The organism is Geobacillus sp. CCR (assembly GCF_052906625.1).
Genome location: NZ_JBREBQ010000020.1, coordinates 1 through 23,656, shown reverse-complemented (window position 1 = coordinate 23,656; position 23,656 = coordinate 1). Strand labels below are relative to the sequence as shown.

The 23,656-nt window shown below is 52.6% G+C and carries 20 protein-coding genes; 7 read left to right on the top strand and 13 right to left on the bottom strand.

All coding sequences use genetic code 11. The annotated features are described in order from the left end of the window. Positions 1 to 7: 7 nt before the first annotated feature. From ACVBDQ_RS11355 to ACVBDQ_RS11340, 4 genes are all read right to left on the bottom strand, one after another. Positions 8 to 1,549 (bottom strand): aldehyde dehydrogenase family protein, encoded by a 1,542-nt coding sequence (locus ACVBDQ_RS11355; RefSeq protein WP_021322042.1) that lies wholly within the window; start codon positions 1,547 to 1,549, stop codon positions 8 to 10. A gap of 37 nt (positions 1,550 to 1,586) precedes the next feature. Beyond that, on the bottom strand, positions 1,587 to 1,841 hold the full coding sequence (locus ACVBDQ_RS11350) for a hypothetical protein (RefSeq protein WP_021322043.1): 255 nt from the start codon (positions 1,839 to 1,841) through the stop codon (positions 1,587 to 1,589). Between the two features lie 388 nt (positions 1,842 to 2,229). Further along, complete coding sequence (locus tag ACVBDQ_RS11345) at positions 2,230 to 3,390, bottom strand: acyl-CoA dehydrogenase family protein (RefSeq protein WP_011229707.1); 1,161 nt, start codon at positions 3,388 to 3,390, stop codon at positions 2,230 to 2,232. Beyond that, a complete protein-coding gene (locus ACVBDQ_RS11340; protein WP_033013392.1) occupies positions 3,362 to 5,434 on the bottom strand; it encodes a sigma-54-dependent Fis family transcriptional regulator in 2,073 nt (690 codons plus the stop codon). Before ACVBDQ_RS11340 ends, ACVBDQ_RS11345 begins: the two co-directional genes overlap by 29 nt. A gap of 698 nt (positions 5,435 to 6,132) precedes the next feature. Here ACVBDQ_RS11340 and ACVBDQ_RS11335 point away from each other — a divergent pair. The 4 genes from ACVBDQ_RS11335 to ACVBDQ_RS11320 all read left to right on the top strand — a co-directional run bounded on the left by ACVBDQ_RS11335 (position 6,133) and on the right by ACVBDQ_RS11320 (position 9,918). Then, on the top strand, positions 6,133 to 6,924 hold the full coding sequence (locus ACVBDQ_RS11335; protein WP_011229704.1) for an ABC transporter ATP-binding protein: 792 nt from the start codon (positions 6,133 to 6,135) through the stop codon (positions 6,922 to 6,924). Between the two features lie 6 nt (positions 6,925 to 6,930). Continuing rightward, the gene (locus ACVBDQ_RS11330) at positions 6,931 to 7,857 is read left to right on the top strand and encodes an iron-hydroxamate ABC transporter substrate-binding protein (protein WP_021322045.1); all 927 of its coding nucleotides are present in this window, start codon (positions 6,931 to 6,933) and stop codon (positions 7,855 to 7,857) included. Between the two features lie 67 nt (positions 7,858 to 7,924). Next, complete coding sequence (locus ACVBDQ_RS11325) at positions 7,925 to 8,932, top strand: FecCD family ABC transporter permease (protein WP_011229702.1); 1,008 nt, start codon at positions 7,925 to 7,927, stop codon at positions 8,930 to 8,932. Further along, a complete protein-coding gene (locus tag ACVBDQ_RS11320; RefSeq protein WP_011229701.1) occupies positions 8,929 to 9,918 on the top strand; it encodes a FecCD family ABC transporter permease in 990 nt (329 codons plus the stop codon). Before ACVBDQ_RS11325 ends, ACVBDQ_RS11320 begins: the two co-directional genes overlap by 4 nt. 198 nt (positions 9,919 to 10,116) lie before the next feature. Here the strand turns inward: ACVBDQ_RS11320 and ACVBDQ_RS11315 are convergent, their stop codons facing one another. The 5 genes from ACVBDQ_RS11315 to ACVBDQ_RS11295 all read right to left on the bottom strand — a co-directional run bounded on the left by ACVBDQ_RS11315 (position 10,117) and on the right by ACVBDQ_RS11295 (position 16,597). Continuing rightward, the gene (locus tag ACVBDQ_RS11315; RefSeq protein ID WP_011229700.1) at positions 10,117 to 10,725 is read right to left on the bottom strand and encodes a DedA family protein; all 609 of its coding nucleotides are present in this window, start codon (positions 10,723 to 10,725) and stop codon (positions 10,117 to 10,119) included. A 236-nt stretch (positions 10,726 to 10,961) separates the two neighbouring features. Beyond that, a complete protein-coding gene (locus tag ACVBDQ_RS11310; protein WP_014194643.1) occupies positions 10,962 to 12,200 on the bottom strand; it encodes a Glu/Leu/Phe/Val family dehydrogenase in 1,239 nt (412 codons plus the stop codon). 26 nt (positions 12,201 to 12,226) lie between these two features. Next, positions 12,227 to 13,426, bottom strand: coding sequence for an ornithine--oxo-acid transaminase (locus tag ACVBDQ_RS11305; protein ID WP_011229698.1), 1,200 nt, complete (start codon positions 13,424 to 13,426; stop codon positions 12,227 to 12,229). A 115-nt stretch (positions 13,427 to 13,541) separates the two neighbouring features. Then, positions 13,542 to 15,089, bottom strand: coding sequence for an L-glutamate gamma-semialdehyde dehydrogenase (gene pruA / locus ACVBDQ_RS11300; protein ID WP_011229697.1), 1,548 nt, complete (start codon positions 15,087 to 15,089; stop codon positions 13,542 to 13,544). Between the two features lie 95 nt (positions 15,090 to 15,184). Then, a complete protein-coding gene (locus tag ACVBDQ_RS11295) occupies positions 15,185 to 16,597 on the bottom strand; it encodes an amino acid permease (RefSeq protein ID WP_011229696.1) in 1,413 nt (470 codons plus the stop codon). 235 nt (positions 16,598 to 16,832) lie between these two features. Here ACVBDQ_RS11295 and ACVBDQ_RS11290 point away from each other — a divergent pair, with 235 nt between their 5' ends. Genes ACVBDQ_RS11290 through ACVBDQ_RS11280 form a run of 3 tightly spaced genes read left to right on the top strand, consistent with a single transcriptional unit; the run spans position 16,833 to position 19,554 of the window. Beyond that, positions 16,833 to 18,206: a sigma-54 interaction domain-containing protein gene (locus tag ACVBDQ_RS11290; RefSeq protein ID WP_011229695.1), complete on the top strand. Its 1,374-nt coding sequence runs from the start codon at positions 16,833 to 16,835 to the stop codon at positions 18,204 to 18,206. Positions 18,207 to 18,263: 57 nt separating this feature from the next. Continuing rightward, positions 18,264 to 19,016 (top strand): TatD family hydrolase, encoded by a 753-nt coding sequence (locus ACVBDQ_RS11285; protein WP_062898306.1) that lies wholly within the window; start codon positions 18,264 to 18,266, stop codon positions 19,014 to 19,016. A gap of 49 nt (positions 19,017 to 19,065) precedes the next feature. After that, positions 19,066 to 19,554 (top strand): DinB family protein, encoded by a 489-nt coding sequence (locus ACVBDQ_RS11280; protein WP_081653261.1) that lies wholly within the window; start codon positions 19,066 to 19,068, stop codon positions 19,552 to 19,554. Positions 19,555 to 19,618: 64 nt separating this feature from the next. Here the strand turns inward: ACVBDQ_RS11280 and ACVBDQ_RS11275 are convergent, their stop codons facing one another. From ACVBDQ_RS11275 to ACVBDQ_RS11260, 4 genes are all read right to left on the bottom strand, one after another. After that, positions 19,619 to 20,371 (bottom strand): DUF817 domain-containing protein, encoded by a 753-nt coding sequence (locus tag ACVBDQ_RS11275; protein ID WP_446663228.1) that lies wholly within the window; start codon positions 20,369 to 20,371, stop codon positions 19,619 to 19,621. A gap of 221 nt (positions 20,372 to 20,592) precedes the next feature. Continuing rightward, a complete protein-coding gene (locus ACVBDQ_RS11270) occupies positions 20,593 to 21,150 on the bottom strand; it encodes a cupin domain-containing protein (protein ID WP_084544565.1) in 558 nt (185 codons plus the stop codon). A 268-nt stretch (positions 21,151 to 21,418) separates the two neighbouring features. Then, positions 21,419 to 22,042 carry a hypothetical protein gene (locus ACVBDQ_RS11265; RefSeq protein WP_015373749.1) on the bottom strand — a complete coding sequence of 208 codons (624 nt, stop codon included), beginning with the start codon at positions 22,040 to 22,042 and terminating at the stop codon, positions 21,419 to 21,421. Positions 22,043 to 22,475: 433 nt separating this feature from the next. Further along, positions 22,476 to 22,922: a putative iron-sulfur cluster-binding metallochaperone gene (locus tag ACVBDQ_RS11260; protein ID WP_014194633.1), complete on the bottom strand. Its 447-nt coding sequence runs from the start codon at positions 22,920 to 22,922 to the stop codon at positions 22,476 to 22,478. Positions 22,923 to 23,656: the final 734 nt, after the last annotated feature.

Below are 23,656 nucleotides of genomic sequence, written 5' to 3'. Positions count from 1 at the left end.
TCCCCCTTTACTTTTTCATCATGGTGTGCAGGCGAGAAAACAGCACTTGATACCATTTCCGTTTCCCAAGCTCCGGCACCATTGATGTGTGCACATGCTTCAGCTGCGTGTAAGCATCAAGTGAATATTTGCCCATCTCGCGCCCGATGCCGCTTTGTTTGTAGCCGCCAAACGGCGCGTCATTGCGAAGCATATGCCAGTCATTGATCCAGACGACGCCAGCCTGCAGGCGCCCGGCGATGGCGTACGCCTTGTTGACGTCTCGCGTCCAGACGCCGGCCGCAAGCCCGTAGATCGTGTCGTTGGCCATCGCCACCGCTTCTTCCACGTCATGATAGCGGATGATCGACAACACTGGACCGAAAATCTCTTCTTGAGCGATTTTCATGTCATTCGTGACATTCGAAAAAATCGTCGGCGCGACAAAATGGCCGCCTTCACAGCCGGGCACTTCGACTTCATGACCTCCGCATACAATGGTCGCACCTTCTTGCTTGCCGGCTTCAATATAGGAGAGCACTGTCTCTTTTTGCCGCTTGGAGATAACCGGCCCGACGTCGGTCGCCGGATCGAGCGGATGGCCGATTTGCAGCGTCTTCGTCAGGGCGACAAGCCGCTCGACCACTTCATCATGGAGCCGTTCAGGCACAAACAGCCTTGTTCCCGATTCGCACAACTGACCAGAGTGCAAAAAGACGCCAAACAAACTGCCGGGAACGGCAAGGTCCAAATCCGCATCTTCGAGCAAAATGTTCGGCGACTTGCCGCCAAGCTCAAGCGTAACGTTTTTCACCGTTTCCGCCGCCAACGCCATAATGCGGCGGCCGACTTCCGTCGAACCGGTGAACGCCACCTTGTCAACTTGCGGATGGCGGACAAGCGCCTCCCCGACATCGGCGCCGGGACCAGCCACCACGTTGATGACCCCCGGCGGCACGAAGGACGAAATGATTTCCGCCAGCTTCAGTGTCGACAGCGGTGTGTAGCTCGCCGGTTTCACGACGATCGTATTGCCCGCTGCCAGCGCCGGGGCGATTTTCCACGACGCGATCATGAGCGGCAAGTTCCATGGTGTGATCGCCGCGCAAACCCCGATCGGCTCGCGCCAAACAAAGTTATGCGCCGGTCCGGGAAACGGCGGAATCGGCAGTGTTTCCGAAAACGGGTACTCTTGGACGATGTTTGCCATCGTTTGGAATAGATCGACCGTCTGCAAAATATCGATCGAGCTGATGCGCCGGATCGTCCCTCCGCTTGAGATTGCTTCCAAATAGGCGAGCTCTTGAGCGTTGGCGGCAATGGCTTGGGCGATCGCATTCAGCACGCGCGCCCGTTCTTTCGGTTTCATCGCCTTCCAATCGGTCTCGTCAAACGCCTTGCGCGCCGCCTTCACCGCCCGGTCAACATCATCCGCTGTCGCCTTCGCGACAGTCGCCACCACCTCTCCGGTCGCCGGATTGTATACGTGAAACGTTTCCCCGCTCGTTGCCGGCTGCCATTGGCCGTCAATGAAGAGTGGAAAATGATGCACTTGCACATGAGTGGTCATGACGATTTCTCCCTTCCTTGTTTTCGACTCTCAACCTCTAGCCAACGTTTTCGCTTTCCTCAAGACCGAACAGCTCGTCAAACGGTTTCTCCTGCGCTTTTTTCAACACTTCCATCCTCGCTGCCAGTTGGCGAGCGGTGAAATTCATGATATCGGCATGGTGGTCGGGTCCGAAAATCGAATCGTGGGCCGCTGCTTCCAACCGCTTTGCCTTTTGGTAAAGCCGAAACGGGAACGAATCCTCCTGCAGCCCGCGGCTGCCTGTTGTGACCAACGGCTCGGCACGACGCACGCTCACCACTCCTTTTCCATTTTTCTTGAAATGTCGGCTGGTGTTGTACTTCTGGATAGATGAACGCGGGGACAACCAATCAATGTAAAGGCTTACAAATAGGCTGTTGCGACAATAGGCGGGTTGCTGGCAAAAAGGCAGGTTGTAAAAATGACCAAAATGTTATGAATAGTCAATCATTTTCCCTCATTCTAGCAACCTTCCCTTTCTTTCGTCAACAAAAAGCGAATGACATTTTCCGACAATAACGCTAAAAAAACAGAGGGGGTCACAACAGCATCGAGACCTCCTCTGCCACGGCCGTATATCCGCATCGAGCTGATTTGTTATTCAATCTCTCGCACTCCTCTTGAAAGCCAGCACCTCGTTAGGACAGCACCTACTCCGGTCATGCCCGCACTTTTCCGTATTCTTTCCGCAGTTCGCTCGCAATGATGTTGCGCTGGATTTCCGAGGTACCTTCGTAAATTTTCGTAATGCGGGCATCGCGGAAGTAACGTTCGATCGGGTAGTCTTTCATGTAGCCGAGGCCGCCGTGGATTTGCACGGCCATGTCAGCGATTTTGTTGTACACTTCCGAACCGAACAGCTTGGCGATGGCCGCTTCTTTGACGACGCGCATCTTTTGGTCGACCATCCAGGCGACGCGGTAGACGGTCGAACGCAGCACTTCGATCAACATGCTCATTTCCGCCAGCATATGCTGGATCGCTTGCTGCTCGATAATCGGCTTGCCGAACTGTTCACGCTGTTCGGCGTATTCCATGCAGTATTCCAAGAGGCGGATGCACGAGCCGAGGTTGCGCGCGGCAAGACCAGCACGGCCGTTCGCTAAAATCTTCAAGGCGTTGACATACCCTTCGCCTTCTCTCCCGAGCACGTTTTCGGCCGGCACTTCCAAGTTGTCAAAAAACAGCTCAGCCGAATGCGATCCGCGCAGCCCCATTTTCCGCTCGACTTTTCCGACGATAAAGCCGGGAAAATCTTTTTCTACGATAAAGGACGTGATGCCTTTCGGGCCTTTCGACGGATCGGTGACTGCCATGACGGTAAACACATGGGCGTCGACAGCGTTCGTAATATAATGTTTCGAGCCGTTAATGATGTAGCGGTCGCCTTTGCGGACGGCGGTCGTTTTGATCGCAGCGGCGTTTGATCCGGCGCTGGGCTCAGTGAGAGCAAAAGCGCCGATCCATTCGCCCGTCGCCATCTTTGGCAAATAGCGCTGCTTTTGTTCTTCCGTGCCGAGCTCAACGATGCCGACGGTGCCGATGCCGGTATGGGCGCCGATTAACGTCGTATAGCCGTTATGCGTTTTGCCGAGCTCTTCGTAAATGGCGCATTTGCCGACCATTGACAAACCGAGGCCTCCGTACTCTTCCGGAATGCTTAATCCAAACAGCCCCATTTCTTTCGACTTTTCAATGATATCTTGCGGAATCTGGTCATTTTCCTCAATATCCATCGCCACCGGTTCGACAACTTCTCTCACAAACTTGCGGACGTTTTCTTTTAAAAATTCAATCTCGGCTGGCAGCGTGAAATCCATCTTCTTCCCCTCCCCATGATTGAATTCCATATTTTTGCGCCTTGCGCACGAGTGTCGACGCATCGACACCAAGCAGTTTCGCAGCCCGCCGATACGTCTTCGCCTTGTGAAGCGCCTTGATGATCAGCTGGCGCTCGACCTCAGCCGTTGCCTGTTTGAGCGGGATGATCTCTCCGACCGCCACCGGGCTCGCAGCTGGCTCCGGTTCAAGGTGGAGCCATTTCGCCACTTGGTGTTCGTCAATGACTGGGGAAACGGCGGTCACAAACATACGTTCTACAGCATTAACGAGCTCTCGAACGTTGCCGGGCCAGTGATAGTCCATCATCGCCGCCAGCGCTCCGTCGGTAAAGACAAGCGGTTTTTGATACTTTTCCGCAAACCGCTTTCGGTAATGGTCAACCAAGAGCGGAATATCTTCTTTCCGGTCGCGCAGCGGCGGAATGGCAATCGGCATCACGTTCAGCCGGTAAAACAAATCAGCGCGAAACTGCCCAGCGGCAACAAGCTCCTCAAGCGGCTTGTTCGTCGCGGCGATGACACGCACATCGATCCGCTTCGGCGCCTCCGCCCCCAACCTCATGATTTCCATCGACTGCAACACGCGAAGGAGCTTCACTTGCAGGTGAAGCGGAATTTCACTGATTTCATCGAGAAAAATCGTCCCGCCATCCGCCTGCTCGAAATAGCCTTTTTTCCCTTTCTTCGCCGCTCCGGTGAACGCCCCCGGCTCGTAGCCGAACAGTTCAGACTCCATCAACGTCTCGGGGATCGCCCCGCAATTCACTTTCACAAACGGTCGGGCGCGGCGGGCGCTTTGTTTCCAAATGTAGTTCGCCAATTCCTCTTTCCCGGTGCCCGACTCTCCGGTCAACAACAACGTCACATCGACAGCCGCCGCTTGGCGGGCGATATTGACAACATGCGCCATCGCTGGAGCGCGATAAATGAGATGATCTTCTTCCTGACGGCCCAACATATGAAGGAGCCGTTTCGTCTCCTCCAGTTCCGAGCGCAGCTGTTCCATCTCGGTCATATCTTTGACGTAGAGAACAACCCGCTCTGCCCGCCCATCTTCCTCGATGATCGGCACCGCGGAAACGATCCAAATATTTCCTGTTTCCATCCCCTGATGAAGCATCGAACAGGGCTGACGTCCATCAAGCGCCTGTCGAACGACCCGGTCAAGCGGGGCGGTCACCCGCTCTTGCTCCGTTCCTAGAAACAGCGCATCCCATTTTTTGTTTCGCCGCGTGATCATTCCACTGCGGTCCGTGATAGCGATGCCGTCGCTGGATGCCTCCATCACCGTTTGCAATTCATTGACGATGCGCTTGACGGTCTCAAGTTCGTTGGAGATAAATTCAATCTCGGAAATGTCTTGAAACACCCCGACCGCCCCAACGACCTTCCCCTCGTCGATAATTGGCGAGCGGTTTGTAATATAGACGCGCTTGCCGACGCGGTATTTTTCCGTATGCCCTTTGCCGGTGCGCACGACCTCGAGCAAGCCAGACGGGATCACGACATCGGTCAAAAACTTGCCGATGGCTTCTTCTTTCGTCGTCCGCGCCATTTTCTCAGCCGGTGGATTGATCGATGTAATCCGTCCTTTTGCATCGATCGATAAAATGCCGTTATGGGCGGCGTTGAAAATGGCATCCAAATGTTTTAAGCGGAGTTGTGCCACCTTCGCATATGCCGTCAAATGCTGCTCTTTCGTCAACACACCGACAAGGCGTCCGCTCTCATCGACAACGGGCCGGAGCGGACCGCCGCCAAACTCGATCACTTCCACACGGTCGTGAATGGAAAGCGGCGGCAGCGACGGGCGCATCACCTCACGCACAGTTGTTTTCCCTTGGACAAGACCGAACAACACGTCTTTGACCGCCACCACGCCGACGATTTCCTCACTGCAACGGCATACGACCATCCCATCAAGTCCATATTCAACGAATGTCCGAGCCGCTTCATCAAGGGAATCGCTTTCAAAAATTACTGCCTTTGCCTTCACCATGATGTCTCCGACCATCATTGCCATTTCCTCTCCCACCGTTCCGCCTTATTTTCTACTCAAGCAATTTTTGTGCCAAAAAAGTTCCCGCTATTCAGAAAAAACAAACCCCTAGAAGGCTGGTGAAAAACAACGAATTCGCTCGGTTTGTGAGAAATCGTAAGGAAGGAGGTTATGGTGTTGCAAGGTTTTTCAATTTGAGAAACACTGTTGGAGAGCAGCATTTCCCCTTAAATCACCAACCTTCTAAAATTCATCTTACTTGATCGCTTGTTGCCAAACAACAACATATTGTTGCAATCTCGCAACAACAGTTCTGCCGTTATTCAGCTAAAAAATGTTGTTATTTCGCAACACTCATTAGTCACTTCTTTGCAACTATATAGATGCAACAAAGAAGTTTAACATATCCTTGACAGAAAAGTGGTTTGCCCATTTTCGACTGTCGAAGGCAAGCGTGTGGCTTGCCTCCGTCACGCCTTAGCGTGACGGAAGACCGAACAACGACTCGCTTCACAGACCCATTCATGGGTCTGGAAGCGGCGTTGTTCGGTCACTCGACAGTCGGATGCAATGACCGGCAAAGACGAAAAATGTTAAAGCTTTAAATTGCATCTATATAAAATTGATTCCCATTTTCAAAAAATCATTGTTTTTTTCATTGGATGCGCTATAATAATATTGATATTGATTATCATTTTCTTGATCCGGAAGGAGGTGGCCTCATGGTCCGCCTATACGCCGAGGAGTTGACCGTCCGCTACGATGACCGGACGATTTTCGAACGCTTGTCCGTCCGCATTCCCGACCGACAAATCACAGCCATTATTGGACCAAACGGATGCGGAAAATCGACGCTGCTCAAGACGTTGACGCGCATCATTTCCCCGCAGTCCGGCGCCGTCATTTTGGACGGCCGGGCCATTTCGCAACAGCCAACGAAAGAACTGGCGAAAAAAATAGCTATTTTGCCGCAGACGCCGGAAGCGACAAGCGGATTGACCGTCGCTGAGCTCGTCTCGTACGGCCGCTTCCCTTATCAAAGAGGATGGGGCCGCCTAACGAAACAAGATTACGAAGCAATCGACTGGGCGCTTGCCGTAACGAAAACAGCCGATTTGAAACACCGGCCGGTTGACGCCCTCTCCGGCGGACAGCGGCAGCGCGTCTGGATCGCCATGGCGCTCGCTCAAGAGACGGACATCATCTTTTTGGACGAACCGACGACGTATTTGGACATCGCCCACCAGCTCGAGGTGCTCGAGCTGCTTGAACGGCTGAACAAAGAAGAAGGGCGGACAATTGTGATGGTGCTCCATGACATTAACCAAGCGGCGCGGTTTTCCGACTATGTGATCGCCATGAAGGCGGGCACGATCGTCAAAGCCGGGCCGAGCGAAGACGTCATTTGCCGCGATGTGCTTCGCGACGTGTTTGGCATTGACGCTGACATCGGCCGCGACCCGCGGACGAACAAACCGATTTGCTTCACTTATCAACTGCTTAGGGAGGCTTGATTCGTCATGAGGAAAACATGGCTTTCCTTGTTGCTTCTTTTGGCGCTTGTGCTAAGCGCCTGCGGCAACGCGGCGGACGACAACAAGAACAGCAGCGCTTCACCAAAAGAAAAAAAGCCGGAAACGATTACATACCAATCGGAAAACGGACCGGTGGAAGTACCGGCTGATCCAAAACGCGTCGTCGTCTTATCGACGTTTGCTGGGCATGTGCTGGCCTTGGACGTCCCCATTGTTGGCGTGGATTCGTGGTCGAAAATGAGCCCGCTTTTTCAAGAAAAACTGAAAGATGCCGAAGTCGTGACCGATGAAGACATTGAAAAAATTATGGCGTTAAAACCGGACTTAATTATCGGATTATCCAATACGAAAAACGTCGATAAATTAAGCAAAATCGCCCCGACCGTCACGTTTACATACGGAAAGGTCGATTATTTAACACAGTTTCTAGAGATTGGTAAACTGTTAAATAAAGAAAAAGAAGCGAAAGCATGGATTGACGACTTCAAACAACGGGCGCAACAAGCCGGGGAAGAAATCCGGGCGAAAATTGGCGAAAACGCAACGGTCACCGTAGCCGAAAACTTTGATAAGCAGCTGTATGTGTTCGGCAACAATTGGGCGCGCGGCACAGAAATTTTGTATCAAGAAATGAAGCTGAAAATGCCAAAAGCGGTCGAAGAGCAGGCGCTCAAACCGGGCTACTATGCCGTTTCCCTTGAAGCGCTGCCGCAGTTTGTCGGCGATTACCTCATCTTAAGCAAAAACGGCGACGGCGATACATCGTTTATGGAAACGAACACGTTTAAAAACATCCCTGCTGTCAAAAACGGCCGTATGTTCGTCGCTGATGCCAAGGCGTTTTATTTCAATGACCCGATTACGTTAGACTACCAGCTCGATTTCTTTAAAAAGCATTTTTTAGGCCAATAATGACGAGACGGGGCGTTCACGGACAGTGAATGTCCCGTCCTTTCTTGTGAAAAGGAGGAAACCGCCGATGGAAGCAAACCGCCGGCTATGGCCGTTTCGTTATACGTTTCTCTTCTCTCTTATCCTGCTGATGGCCATCTGGTTCGGATCCATGGCCATCGGCGTCGCTGATACGACATGGAGTGACGTATGGCGCGCGCTCTTTTCCGATGAACAAGGTAAACAACTGGACTTGATTCGCGAGCTCCGTTTGCCTCGGGAAACCGCGGCGGCCTTTGTCGGCGCCGGACTCGCCGTCGCTGGGGCGATCATGCAAGGAATGACACGCAACCCGCTTGCTGACCCAGGACTGCTCGGCTTAACCGCTGGAGCGAACGCAGCGTTGGCCATAACGATGGCCTTTTTTCCTTCCGCCCATTATCTCGCAATCACCATCGCCTGTTTGCTTGGGGCGGCTGTGGGAGCAGGGACGGTCTTTGGCATCGGCGCCGCCCGCAAAGGCGGCTTTTCTCCATTGCGCATCGTCCTAGCCGGCTCGGCGGTCTCAGCGCTTTTGTTTGCCGTCGCTGAAGGAGTTGGCCTTTATTTTCATATTTCCAAAGACGTTTCGATGTGGACATCGGGCGGGGTAGCCGGAACGTCGTGGAAACAGCTGTCAGTCATCATTCCGCTCATCGTGATCGGGCTCGCCATTGCCGTATGGTATTCGCGGCAGCTGACGATTCTTAGCTTGAGCGAAGACGTCGCCGTTGGCGTCGGACAAAAAACAACAGCCGTCAAAACGTGGCTGTTTTCCGCTGTGTTTTTATTAACAGGAGCATCGGTCGCCATCGCCGGCAACATCACCTTCATCGGCTTGATGATCCCTCATCTTGTGCGCGCAATCGCCGGCGCCGATTACCGATTTATCATCCCGCTGTCGGCCACGGTCGGCGCGACCGGCATGATCGTCGCTGATACGGCGGCCCGCACGGTCAATGCCCCATTTGAAACGCCAGTGGCAGCCATCGTTGCGGTGATCGGCTTGCCGTTTTTCCTGTTTGTCGTGCGGAAAAAAGGGAGGGGCTTTGAATGAGAATGCGCATCACAGCAGTGTTAGGCATGCTTTTGTTGCTTATTGCCGCAACAGCCGCCATCGCGTTGGGCACCGGCGAAGCGCCGCTCTCGTACGGACGCATCGCGCCGACACTGTTCGGCTACGGTTCGATGCAAGAAGCGTTTATTTTGTTTTCTCTCCGCCTGCCGCGCATCGTGATTACGTTGCTCGCCGGGATGGCGCTCGCCTTGTCGGGAGCGATGCTGCAAGGCACCACCCGAAATGAGCTCGCCGATCCGGGCATATTGGGCATCAACGCCGGTGCCGGCGCAGGCGTCGCTATATTCTTTTTATTTTTCCCGATTGAAGCCGGGACGTTCCTTTATGCTCTGCCGCTCGTCGCCTTAGTGGGAGCACTGTTGACGGCGGCGGCCATGTACGCCGTTTCCTACCATCAAACAACCGGGCTGCAGCCGGTATCGTTCGTCCTGACCGGGATCGGGTTTTCGATGGCGCTCTCCGGGCTCATGATCATCCTCATTTCCGCCGCGGACCGAACGAAAGTCGACTTTATCGCCAGATGGCTTTCCGGAAACATTTGGGGCGATGATTGGCCGTTTGTTTGGGCGATGCTGCCGTGGCTTGTCATCGGTGCATTGATCGGTCTATATCGGGCGAAACGGCTAAACCTTTTGCATTTAGGCGATCCGGTCGCCATCGGCGTCGGCGTTCATGTTCGCCGCGAGCGGCTCGTACTGATGGCGACAGCGGTCGCCGTCGCTGCAGCGGCCGTCGCTGTAACCGGGGGCATCTCTTTTATCGGCTTAATGGCGCCGCACATCGCCAAAATGATCATCGGCCCGCGCCATGAGCGGGCCATTCCGGCAGCGATGCTCATCGGCGGCTGGCTGCTGCTTGCCGCTGACACGATCGGGCGAAACGTTCTCGCCGAACCGCTTCCGGCCGGAGTTGTTGTGTCATTCATCGGTGCACCATACTTCATTTATTTGTTATTGAAGCGTTGAACCTTTTGATGGCCATGAGACGGATCAAGGATGGCGGATAAGCTCGTTCAACTGCCTTCATCTTCATCTCTCTACTCCCGTTTCACTTTGAAACGGGAATTTTTCCGTTTGCGATGCGAAAAGGGCTGGCTCCAAGACCGAAAAACAGCCTTGGGCGCGCAGCCCTTTTTGGCAAAACCATTCCTTAAAATGCCGGAATTAAGAAGCCCGGCGCCGCTTCCAAAAGCGGACAGCTCCAATCAAAATGATCGCAGCAATAATGACATACACCACTTCGGCGTACATCCCAATCACTTCGGATACTTTCCCCCACGACTCACCGAGCGCCGCCCCGATCGAGATTAAAATCGTATTCCAAATGAGCGTGCCCAGCACCGACAGCCAGACAAACAGCCCTATATTCATCTTCGCCATGCCCGCCGGGATGGAAATCAAGCTGCGTACAAGCGGAACCATGCGCCCGAAAAAAACGGCCCACACCCCATAGCGGTGAAACGTCAGGTTCGCCTTGGCGATGTCTTCCGGCTTCACCCGCAGCCATCCGCCCCAACGGTCAACGATCCGCTCGAGCCGCTCAACCGACAACAGCCGGCCGATGCCGTACAGCACCAATGCCCCGGCAACCGAACCGGCGGTCGCCGCCGCAATAACGCCAGGCACCGTCAAAGACGTGTACGTCGTCATAAACCCGCCAAACGGCAAAATGACTTCCGACGGAATCGGCGGAAAGATATTTTCCAGCGCGATCATAAAAAAAATGCCGATATAGCCAAATTGCTCCATAAAATCAGTGATCCACGCCTGCATGGCGCCATTCTCTCCCTTCCGCACGGCTCATTGTATGTACGCATGTCTCTTTCCTCATAATGTATGTATATGATATGGTAGTACAAAAAAAGATCCTTTGCAAAAAAGAAAAGCAGCTTGCTTTCGCTCTCCCTTCGATATCACCGGCTTCATCGGCGTCTCGCAAACGAAAGGCCGCCCACCCCCAAGCAGATGAGGATGGACGGCACGCCCCCCTAGCAACAACCTTTCCATGATTATACCCAACCGCGGTAGCGAGCTGCTTCTGCTGTTTGGCGCAGCCCGATCATGTACGCCGCCATGCGCATATCCACACGGCGCGATTCCGCCAATTCATAGACGCGATGAAACGCGCTCGTCAATTTCTCTTTCAACTTCTCGACGACTTCCTCTTCCGTCCAATAATAGCCTTGGTTGTTTTGCACCCATTCAAAATAGGAAACCGTCACCCCGCCAGCGCTCGCCAGCACATCAGGCACCAATAGCACGCCCCGCTCCGTCAAGATTTTGGTCGCTTCCAGCGTCGTCGGGCCGTTGGCCGCCTCGACCACAATTTTAGCGCGAATATTCGCGGCATTGTCACGCGTAATTTGATTCGCTACCGCGGCCGGAACTAAAATATCACACTCTTTTTCCAGCAGCTCTTGATTGGTGATGACATTCTCAAACAGCGTTGTCACCGTGCCAAAACTGTCGCGGCGATCCAACAAATACGGAATATCCAGTCCGTTCGGGTCATACAACGCGCCATACGCATCGGAAATGCCAATGACGCGAGCTCCAGCTTCATGCAAAAACTTGGCCAAAAAGCTGCCTGCATTGCCGAATCCTTGAATAATGACCCGCGCCCCCTGCAACTCGATTCCCGCTTTTTTCGCTGCTTCTTCGATGCAAATCGTGACACCGAGCGCCGTCGCTTTTTCCCGGCCTTGGGAGCCGCCGAGCACAAGCGGCTTGCCGGTGATAAACCCAGGCGAGTCAAATTCGCGGATGCGGCTATATTCATCCATCATCCACGCCATAATTTGCGAGTTGGTAAACACGTCCGGCGCCGGGATATCTTTGGATGGCCCCACGATCTGGCTGATCGCCCGCACATAGCCGCGGCTGAGCCGCTCCAGCTCACCCATCGACATGTTCCGCGGGTCGCAGACGATCCCACCTTTGCCGCCGCCATACGGCAAGCCGACAATTCCGGCTTTGATCGTCATCCACATCGACAGCGCCTTGACTTCTTCCTCGGTGACATCCGGATGAAAACGAATGCCTCCCTTGGTCGGCCCTACGGCATCGCTATGCTGGGCGCGGTAGCCGGTAAACACTTTCACCGTTCCGTCATCCATACGGACGGGAATGCGTACGGTAAGGACGCGCAAAGGTTCTTTGAGCAGCTCATACATCTCCTCGCCGTAGCCAAGTTTGGCCAGCGCCTCTTTGATCACGCGCTGGGTGGAGAGAAACATATTTTCTTCCATCGTCTCATTCGCCTCTTTGACTCGATTTATGGACGGGACAAGACATTCGCAATCCGTTCGAACGCCCAATCCAATTCCTCTTTCGTAATGATGAGCGGCGGTGCGAAACGAATGACCGTCTCGTGCGTTTCCTTGCAAAGCAATCCTTGCTCTTTCAGCGCCTCACAGTACGGACGCGCCGGCACATGCAGCTCGACGCCGATAAATAAGCCGCGGCCGCGGATCTCTTTAATATCGTCGTTTCGGATTTGTTTTAGTTTCGAAAGGAAGTATTCGCCAAGCTCAAGCGAACGCTCCGCTAGACGCTCTTCTTCAATCACTTCGAGCGCCGCGATCGACACCGCACATGCAAGCGGATTGCCGCCAAACGTCGATCCGTGCGAACCGGGTTCAAACACCGACAAAATGTCGCGGTTGGCGACGACGCAAGAAATCGGGAACACCCCGCCGCCCAACGCTTTCCCTAAAATATACATATCGGGCACAACCTCTTCCCAGTCGCAGGCAAACAACTTCCCGGTCCGGCCGAGACCGGTTTGAATTTCGTCCGCGATGAACAGGACGTTGTTCGCTTTGCATACGTCATACGCCGCTTTTAAAAATCCTTGCGGTGGAATGCGGATGCCGGCTTCTCCTTGGATCGGTTCGACAAGAAACGCCGCCGTATTCGGTGTAATCGCCGCTTTCAACGCTTCGATGTCGCCGTACGGGATGATTTTCACTCCGGATAGCAGCGGTCCAAACCCGCGTTTATAAGCCGGTTCGGACGACAGCGACACGGCGGCAAGCGTCCGGCCGTGGAAGTTTCCTTCACAAACGATGATTTCGGCTTGGTTGTCCGGGACGCCTTTGACGTCATACGCCCAGCGGCGCGCCGCCTTGAGCGCCGTTTCCACCGCCTCGGCGCCCGTGTTCATCGGCAGCACCATCTCTTTTTTCGTCAACCGGCACACTTTTTCGTACCACGGGCCGAGCTGGTCGTTATGGAACGCGCGCGATGTGAGCGTCACCCGATCGGCTTGCTTTTTCAACGCTTCAATAATCTTCGGATGGCGATGGCCTTGGTTGACAGCGGAATAAGCGCTTAACATGTCCATATAGCGGTTGCCCTCTGGGTCTTTCACCCATACCCCTTCCGCTTCCGAAATGACAATCGGCAATGGATGATAATTTCGTGCTCCATATCGTTCCGTTTGTTCGATGAGCTGTTGCGATTTTGTCGTCATCAAAATCCCCCTTTTTTCCTCACTCTCCACCTTCACGGACAACGTTTGCCTTCATCCGACGATTGACGGACCAACGTTCCATTACAGGAAAAGGGCGGCTGCGGCCGCCCCGCCATTAAAACATTTCCGATACGGTTTTCGCTTGCATATGGAGAATCAAATAGTCCGGGCCGCCAGCTTTCGAGTCGGTGCCTGACATGTTAAAGCCGCCAAACGGCTGATAGCCGACAATGGCCCCTGTGCAGCCGCGGTTGAAGTACAAGTTGCCAACATGGAACTCGTGCCGCGCTTTTTCGAGATTCGCCCGGTTGCGCGAAATGACGGCTCCTGTCAGACCGTATTCGGTGTTGTTCGCGATCTCAAGAGCATGGTCAAAGTCGCGCGCTTTCGCAAACGCCACGACCGGTCCGAAAATTTCCTCCTGCATGATGCGCGCGTTCGGGTCGACATCAGCAAACACTGTCGGCTGGATGAAGAAGCCCTTTGCATCGTCTCCTTCCCCGCCCGTCATGAGACGGCCTTCCTGTTTTCCGATCTCGATATATTCCATAATTTTGTTGTACGCGTTTTGGTCGATCACCGGCCCCATAAACGTCGCTTGCTCCGCCGGGTCGCCGACGTTAAGCTGCTTTGTCAGCTCGACGACACGGCTGAGCACTTGATCATACACATCTTCGACGATGATCGCGCGCGAGCACGCCGAACATTTTTGCCCCGAAAAGCCAAACGCCGACGCGACAATCGATTGCGCCGCCAGTTCCAGGTCGGCTTCCTTGTCCACAACGATGGCGTCTTTGCCGCCCATTTCCGCGATGACCCGCTTCAGCCAAATTTGCCCTGGGTGCACTTTCGCTGCCCGCTCATAAATGCGGATGCCGACATCCCGTGATCCGGTGAAGCTGATAAATCTTGTGCGCGGATGGTCAACCAAATAGTCGCCGACTTCCGCGCCGCTGCCCGGGATATAGTTCAATACACCAGCCGGAAGCCCCGCTTCTTCCAACACTTCCACAAATTTATACGCCACCACCGGCGTTGCGCTCGCCGGTTTCAGCAGCACCGTATTGCCCGTCACAAGCGAAGCGACCGTTGTCCCCGCCATAATAGCAAACGGGAAGTTCCACGGTGAAATGACGACACCGACGCCAAGCGGGATATAGAAAAAGCGGTTCGTTTCCCCCGGACGGCTTTCGACCGGAATGCCGTCTTTCAACTTCAACATTTGCCGGCCGTAATATTCCATAAAGTCAATCGCTTCCGCGGTATCGGCGTCCGCTTCGCGCCACGGTTTGCCTGCTTCTTTCACCAGCCAAGCGGAAAACTCGTGCTTGCGCCGGCGCACGATCGCCGCCGCCCTGAACAAAATATCGGCCCGCGCTTCCGGACTTGTCCGGCTCCAAGTGCGGAACGCCTCATCAGCGGTTTTCATCGCCCGCTCCGCCAGCTCTTTGTTCGCTTTCGCCACCCGGCCGACCACTTCCGTTTTGTTCGCCGGATTGATCGAAATGATTTTGTCCTCCGTCATCACCCGCTCGCCGCCGATCACAAGCGGATAATCGCGCCCAAGCTCCGATTCCACTTTTTTGAGCGCCGCTAAAAACGCCTCACGGTTTGCTTCTACGGTAAAGTCGGTGAGCGGTTCGTGTCTGTACGGCTGCACCATTTGGTCATCCTCCTTTTAAAGGCAAAAAAATTTTTCGTTATAAAACGGTTTCATAGTTATATTATGCAAATGATTATGGCTTTTTTCAATTGTTTTTACTTGGCGGCCTTGAGCTCCCCTTCTTCTGCGGCTAGGGGCTGAACCCGTTTTTTCGCCACAAGGTGGTAGTACCCGTAGCAAGCGAGCAAAAACGGAATGCCGCAGTAAAGCGCGATCCGTTGATCTGGGATAAAGGCCAGTCCGATGATCGTCGCCATATTCAACGCAAACGCGGCCAGCGGCACGAACGGATACAACGGCGTCCTGTATTTCAGATCGCGCACATCGCCGCCTTCGCGCAAAAACGCTTTCCGGCCGAAATAGCTTGACAGCGCGATGGAAGCCCACACCGTGACGGCGCCAAATCCGGCGATCGCCGTCAGCCAGACGTACACCGTATCTTCCGCATACACGCTGCACAACAGAGACAAGCAGCCGATGGCAATGCTGGCAATAAGCGCATTGATGGGCACGCCGCGTTTCGATAGCTTGCTGAAAAACGGAGTGACCATGCCTTGGCGCGACATCGACCAGAGGACACGCGATGTCGCATATAAGCCCGAGTTGGCCACCGACAGCACCGCGGTAATGATGACAAAGTTCATGATATCGGCTGCATACGGAATGCCAATGTTGTCAAACACCTCAACAAACGGGCTTTCCACAACGCCGGCTTTCTCCCACGGAAACAAACCAGCCAGCACAAAAATGGCCAAAATAAAGAAGATCAAAATGCGCCATACGGTGTTGCGCAACGCAACCGGCACCGTTTTTTCCGGCTCGCGGCTTTCCCCTGCCGCCACGCCGACCAATTCCGTCCCCTGGAACGAAAAGTTCACGAGGATCATCGTCGTAAAGATCGCCCAAAACCCATTTGGAAACAAGCCCCCATGGTCTGTAAAGTTCGAGAAAAACGGAGCAGGTTGTCCATTTTTCATATGGATGACTCCGAACATCGCCGCCAGACCGAGAACAATAAAGGCGATCACCGTCAGCACCTTGATGCTCGAAAACCAAAACTCCACCTCGCCAAATCCTTTGACAGACAAGGCGTTGATCAAAAACAAGAGCAAAGCGAAGACCGCACAAAACACCCACGTCGGCACATCAGGAAACCATCGCTTCATCAAAATGCTGACCGTGAGCAGCTCGATGCCGACCGTCACCGACCAGTTCAGCCATGACAGCCAACCGATGCAATACCCCACTGCCGGCGAGATGAATTTCGTCGCATACGTCTGATACGACCCGGCATCAGGAATTCTCACGGCCAATTCTCCTAACGAAAGCATGGTCAAATACATAACCAATCCGCCAAAAAGATACGCAACGACAGCCCCTCCTGGCCCCGCCTCATGAATCGTATAACCCGATCCTAAAAACAAACCGGTGCCGATCACTCCGCCTAGCGCGATCATAAATAAATGCCTGCTTTTTAGCTCTCGTTTCAGTTCTTGCACTGGTTGCATCCGAAAACTCTCCCCTCTCTATGATAGATTCCGCAATCGCTTACATTTTTATCAAACGAATAGCAACCTCCTTTTATGCAAAATTATTTTTCAATTTATAATGTATTACAACTTTATTATGAAATTATTTTTTTCTATTTTCAATATATTTAGCAAAAAATTTTTTCACATCTTTCTTTCCCTTCCTGTCTCCCGTCCACCTTATGCTATAATACAAAAAAGAGAGGTGCTGATCGTGAACCGGGATATGGAAACGCTTTTATCAATGTATGAGCAAATTCTCGAAATGATCGACCTTGGCGTCCATGCGGTCGATCAACATGGGAAAACCGTCATTTACAACCGGAAAATGCGGGACATCGAGGGTATGAACATCGAGGACGTGCTCGATAAAAACATTTTGGACGTCTTCCGCTTCAACCCGGAGCAGCCGAGCACATTGCTTGAAGCGCTGCGCACCGGTGAAAGCATTCTGAACAAGCAGCAAACCTATTTCAATAACAAAGGACAAGCCGTGACAACGGTCAATCAAACACACCCGCTGCAAAAAGACGGGCGCATCATCGGCGCCGTGGAAATCGCCAAAGACATCACCAAATTCCGCAAGCTGATCCAAGAGCACCACCAACGCGGTGAAGCCGGTCGCACGTTTGCAGACATCATCGGCCAAAGCGAAGCCATGCAAAAGGCCATCCGCCTTGCTCGTCATGCCGCCCGCTCCGAGGCGTCTGTGCTGCTCATTGGGGAGAAAGGGACAGGAAAAGACTTGCTCGCTTCCTGCATTCACCACGAAAGCGAACGGCGAGCTAAGCCGTTTTTTGCGCAAACGTGTTTGTCGCTTCCGGACGATTGGATGGAAACGATGCTGTTTGGCAGCGAAGAAGACGGCGAGATCCAGCCCGGCTTGTTTGAACAAGCGGACGGCGGCACCGTCCTGCTTGACGATATTGACTCGTTAAGCCTGCCGCTTCAACAAAAACTTGCCCGTTTCCTGCAAGAAAAACAGTTTGTCCGCGCCCATGGCCAAGAACCGGTTCGTGCGGACGTTCGCCTCATCGCCTCGACAAGCGGCGACCCGATTGACGCGGTCCAAAACGGAGAATTGATCAAATCGCTTTACTACCAAATTGCCGTCCACTGCATCGTCCTGCCGCCGTTGCGCGAACGGAAAGAGGACATTTTGCCGCTCGCTATCCATTTCATCCGTCAAGGCAACGAGCGCTATGGCCTACATGTCGAAGGACTCGGCGATGACGTGCAAGAGGCGTTTCTTGCTTACAGCTGGCCCGGCAACGTGCGCGAGCTTGAGGCCGTCATTTTGGAAACGATGGCGACGATGGAACAAGAACAAACCATCACCCTCGCCCATCTGCCTGCCCCTTTTCGAGCCAAGCTGGCGCCCGACGAAACGAAAACGGACTTTTTATTTGATACGGAAGACATTTTGCCTCTTGACAAATACATGGAAGAAGTCGAAATTTACTACATCCGCAAGGCGCTGCAGCATCACGGCTTCAACATCACCAAAACGGCCAAAGCGCTTGGTTTGAGCCGACAAAACTTGCAATACCGCATCCGCAAGTACCAGATTGATAAGGAATGGGGATGAAAAGGCGAAAAGCCTCAGCCAGCGGGACGGCAAAAAGGACAGGGGAGGTCGCTGTGGATGATCGACGCTCATATTCATCTCGACCAGTACACGGACATCGATGAACAAATCAACCGTTGGCAAGAAGCGGGCATCACCGGCGTCGTCGCCGTATCCACCGATTTGCGCTCCAGCTGCCGAACGCTCGAGTTGAAACAGCGATTCCCTTCCTTCGTCTACGCCGCCATCGGTTTTCATCCCGAGCAACCGCTGCCAAGCGAAGCCGATTGGAACGAATGGACAGAGCTTGTCAAGCAAGAGCGGCCGCTGCTCGCCGCCATCGGCGAAGTCGGGCTGCCATACTATTCAGCGGAAGCATGCGCCAAGCTGCCCGCGTATCAAGAACGATTAACCGAAATCGCGGCCATCGCCGCGGATGCCTCCTTGCCGCTCGCCCTTCACGCCGTCTACGACCGCGCCGAAACCGCCTTGGCCATCTTGCAGCAAGCTGGCGTCCGACAAGCCCATTTCCACTGGCTGAAGGCCGAGCCTGCCGTGGTCAAACAAATCGTCCAATGCGGCTACTACATCTCCATCACGCCGGAAGTGTGCTACCGCGAGCGCGACAAGCAGCTGTTATCCCTCGTTCCCATCGAGCAGCTGCTCCTTGAAACCGATGGCCCATGGCCGTTTGCAGGCCCGTTTGCCGGAAAACTGACGACGCCGTTATGGCTATTGGACTCCGCGCGAGCCGTGGCGGCACACTATGGCCGAGATATCGAACAAGTCAAAACCATGATCACGGCGAACACAAAACGGCTTTACGGTTGATCTTCCTTATCGTACGATGAAACCAAATCTACATCGAAATGAGGGAAACATGATGGATCATAATGAGCAAGTGCGCCAACAGCTGATCAAAAGCGTTTCCGGGCTGTCGGACGAACAGCTGAACACCCGAGTGGCGGACGGAAGTTGGACGATCGCCCAAGTGCTCGAACACCTGTACTTAATCGAAACATCGATCGCAGCCATGATCGCCTATACATTAAAGCATGGCGAGAGCCAACCGGTCGAGGAGAAACCGATCCACTTGACCGTTGATCGTTCGAAAAAAGTGGAGGCGCCTGATTTCGCCCGCCCGAGCGACCGCTTTTTCACTCGACACGAACTGGAAGAAAAATTACGCCAATCGCGGCAGCGGTTGCGCCAAATCACGGAGCAAGCCAACCCGGCTGACTTGGAAGCCAAATCGTTCCCGCATCCAATTTTTGGGCCACTGAATTTGAAGCAATGGGTGGAATTTGTCGGCTATCATGAACAGCGCCACCTCGCGCAAATGGAAGAAATCAAGGCACAGCTTCCGTGAGGAGCGGGCGGCTCATCAAGGAAAAAGCCGAGCAACGACCAGCCAAATCCCCGCCCTGCTCGGCTTACAACGATTTTCCATCTTCATGTGAACGCTCCACTGCCCCTGTCACAGCCATTGTTTTCACTTGCTTTAACGTCGCCACGATGAGAAAACTGACAATAACAAGCAAACACCACGAACTCACCTTCCCAAGATGAACAAGGCTCCACGCCTTCACCTGGTTTGGATATTGCCAAGCGCCAAAAAAGGTGGCGATGTTTTCCGCGATCCAGATGAAAAACCCGATCAGCAAAAAGGACAAAACAAGCGGCATCCGGTAGCGGACTCCCCCGACCTCATACGTCACCCATGACCGCCAAAAGACAAGCATGACGAGGCTTGAGAGCCACCAACGAACGTCCACCCAATAATGGTGGGTGAAAAAATTCAAGTAAATCGCCGAAGCGAGAGGAACGACCATCCAAAACGGCGGCCATTGCACCAACTCCACCTTCAGCCTTCGCCACGCCTGGCAAAGATAGCTGGCGACGCTCGCATACATAAACCCGCTGTACAAGGGCACGCCAAAGATTTTCGTATACCCCTCTTCCGGATACGACCACGAACCCATGCGCACTTTAAACAGCTCGAGCGCAAGTCCAATGACGTGGAACAAGGTGATCACTTTGAGTTCACCCCGCGTTTCCATCCCTGACCGCACCATCCACCATTGCATGAGCAGGCAAATAACAAGCAGCCAATCATACCGCGGCAATAGCGGAAGCGGCGCGATCTTCGTCAGCGCCAATGAGGCAAAAATGACAACCGGAAACACGCAAGATTGCGCCTACGCCCAACCGAAGCGAACAAGCTGCACAAACGCTTTGATCAGCCGCGACGTTCTGCCAAACGAACCCCTAAATGTTGCAGGCGGCACCCCTCGTTTGAAAGCAAAAACCGCAGAACACCCCTGACGAAGGGCTCTGCGGCTACTTTTTCCCATAATCAATTGAAAACCTGACATAACTCTGGTTTCCAACGAAACTGCCAAATCAGTCACCGATAATCGGCCATGGCCTCGGCTTTCGTCCTGTGAACCGTGCCAAACGGATGCTCGGGCGGAGCATAAATGGAATATAGCTTCAAGGGAACATGCCCTATATTGGTCACATTATGCCACGTCCCAGCTGGAATCATGATCGCGTCACCTTCGGACACTCTTCTTTCAAAATCCAGACGGTCTTTTCGTTCCCCCATCTGCACAAGACCCTGTCCTTGTTCAATACGAATAAACTGGTCCACATTCGGATGAACTTCCAGTCCAATATCTCCTCCTACCTCAATGCTCATCAACGTCACTTGCAAATGTTTTCCTGTCCATAATGCGGTTCGGAAATTTTGATTTTGCTCGGCGGCTCTCTCAATATTGACAACGAACGGTTTTCCGCCGTAATCTCTCAATTTGATGGGAGGAAACCTGTCGTTCCTTGCATGTTGTAGCATACCATAAGCATACGGTGACCAGCTCCACCAGTCATAATGAGGGGGGCAGTAACTGGACATCGGGTAAGGCCACTGAGTGCTAATATACGGATGGGCGTAATTCGGATTCAATTGCCTGTTCACTCTCCTCACACTTGGAATCTGCTACTATCTTATGCAATGGCCCAGTCTGGCGTGACAAGAGCACACGGGCGAAGCATCGCGAGGAAAAGAAACCCTCAAAAAGCGGTGGCCATTCGCCGCCATGAAACCCGAACAGGTTAGACTCTTCCCGCCTGTCTAACCAACTCAGCCAAATGATCTCCATTTTTCAAGTGTCAATTCGTGACAGGAAAGCTAAAGAGGGTGCTAGGTATGACAGACCAATCTTTAGGTTTTATCATAGGCACTCGCTGACATTGCCTTGTTCATCGATAAATAATGCCGTGATTCCTGTTCTCTTCTTCGCTAACAGAGGTAGCCTGTCCCAAAGATTTCGAAACTGTTTCACATCTGGTAATGCGATGCTGTATTTGGCATTGGGATCCTCCATTCTTTGCAAAGTTTCCGCCAATACCCCTAAGAAATAATTCACGTTCATTGGATTTGATGTTCCTAGACCCTTCACCTCAATAATCCAACGCTCATTACCTCGGATTGCGTTTATATCAATTCCAGGTGTTTTTCCCCACGCAATTTGTGTTTCCCATCCTTCTGAATGCAGGTATGCCTGCAAGACCTCTTTAATATAGTCTTCTTTCAACTTCGAATCTGTATTCTCTGTTATCTTGGAATCGTTTCCTTGAGCCGAATTCACTACTAATCCGTCATCGGTTAAAAAATTACCTATTAAACCATCCTTACGGACAACCCGCCTAAGCAAACCTCTATTCGCCAAATTTCTACAGGCTTGATTCACTGATTGTTGCGGATTATTTTTACCCAATAAGATATCAGTAATTTCCCGATCTGTTAACCCATCCTTCTCTGTTAATAAAGTTATAATCCTATCTGTTAGGGTCATTTTTCCCATCCTTTCATGAACACTGTTCGCATCTATGTAAAATCATTGATTTGCAAATAAATCAGGAAACTCGCTTCGAATTAAATTATAACATTCGTCGCATACCACATAATTCCTATCCCCTGTCCCTACGAACTTCACCCTTATCTGGTAGTTCACATTCGGTTTTAACTCCGCAGGCAAAAAACTGGTACTGCAAGAGCCGCAACAACCACGAAATTTCAAGTAGCATTCCATACAAAGGCTTCAAGAAATGCTCGTACCTCTCCTGGTGCTCTGGAATCAAAAACATAGAAGTTCCCTCCTGTTTTTTTGAAGAACTTCTATGTCATATGCGGATGGGCAGGTGCTGATAATTGTGCAGGTCGATGATTGGTTAAAAGATGGTTGGATAAGCGTGCAACCGATCCATGTTCAACAGGTCAGTTCCCGTTCACCTGTCGAATATAAATTCCGCCACGTTCCCCATGCAACAAGCCCCCTGGGGGTTGTTCACTTCACAACCGCATCGCCCTGCCTGGACATGGGCTTTGATTTCCTGAAGCGGCTCTCCGCCGTTCCGCACAGCTCGCTCAATGCGTTCCCGCGTCCAGTCAAAACAGTAACAAACAGGAACATCCATGTCCGAATCCTTTTGAAACACGGGCACTTTCAAGTCTCCTACGGCAAAAGTCAGCGAACCGTCCCACGCAAAATAGACCGTTTCGCAGGACGGGTTCGGGCAAAAGGCGTAATCACGGTCAGGTTCAAGCGTCGCCAAAGCCGCAGGTTTCAACAACGACTTGAGCGTGATCAGCGGCACCCGTCGTCCGTTTTGCCCGCAGTTCGGGCAATTCGTTTTCATCGTTCCCACACGGTTTGTCGGAGCACAACAGTCCATATTTCCATCCCTTTCATGCAGTGTTATTGCAAGTATCCAAGGTTATACCGACTTTCTATCTTTTCAATATTGTATCACATGCCAGGTGTGGCAATATTAAAAAACGACCTTCCCCTTGCCTACTTTGGCAAACCAACCGCAGGATCCTGATCAACCCATTTTAAATTCCCTACTATGTCAAGAGAAAATAATTCATGTCCATCCCACTCAAGCCCCACCAAAGCCTCCAATCCCTTGCCGCACAAAGGGTTTCAGGTTTTGAGGAGCTAATTGGTACAAAATACCAAGAAAATAAAAAGTGGGCTCTTCACCAAAAGTTGTACTTGATTTTTTCTGAACATACCCTATTTACGCTTGTGAGGGAAAATCAACAAATCAGTGATTTTTGCACATCTTTGTTCAGGAAACCGTATTGCTTGTCAAGTACATGTTGTGGTGAAGAGCCAAAAAGTGCCCGTCGAATTGGAATAAATTAGCAGAAAGAAGGGCAGGAGGCACGAAAATGGAACGTTGGGAAATATCCAGGGAAATAATTTGGGAAAACAAATTGAGAAGCTCAATCGGAGCATAGCGGGAGGGGGTATATTGGGAAACTGCTTGATATATCAACTCACATTTCGCACCCTCTCGACGAAAATCGGGAGGATTTTTTCGTTCCGATGTCGAATGAATCCTTGACACACAAGGAACGTAAAGGAGTTTTTCTCTTATGAACGTTCAAGTCAAAAAGGTCT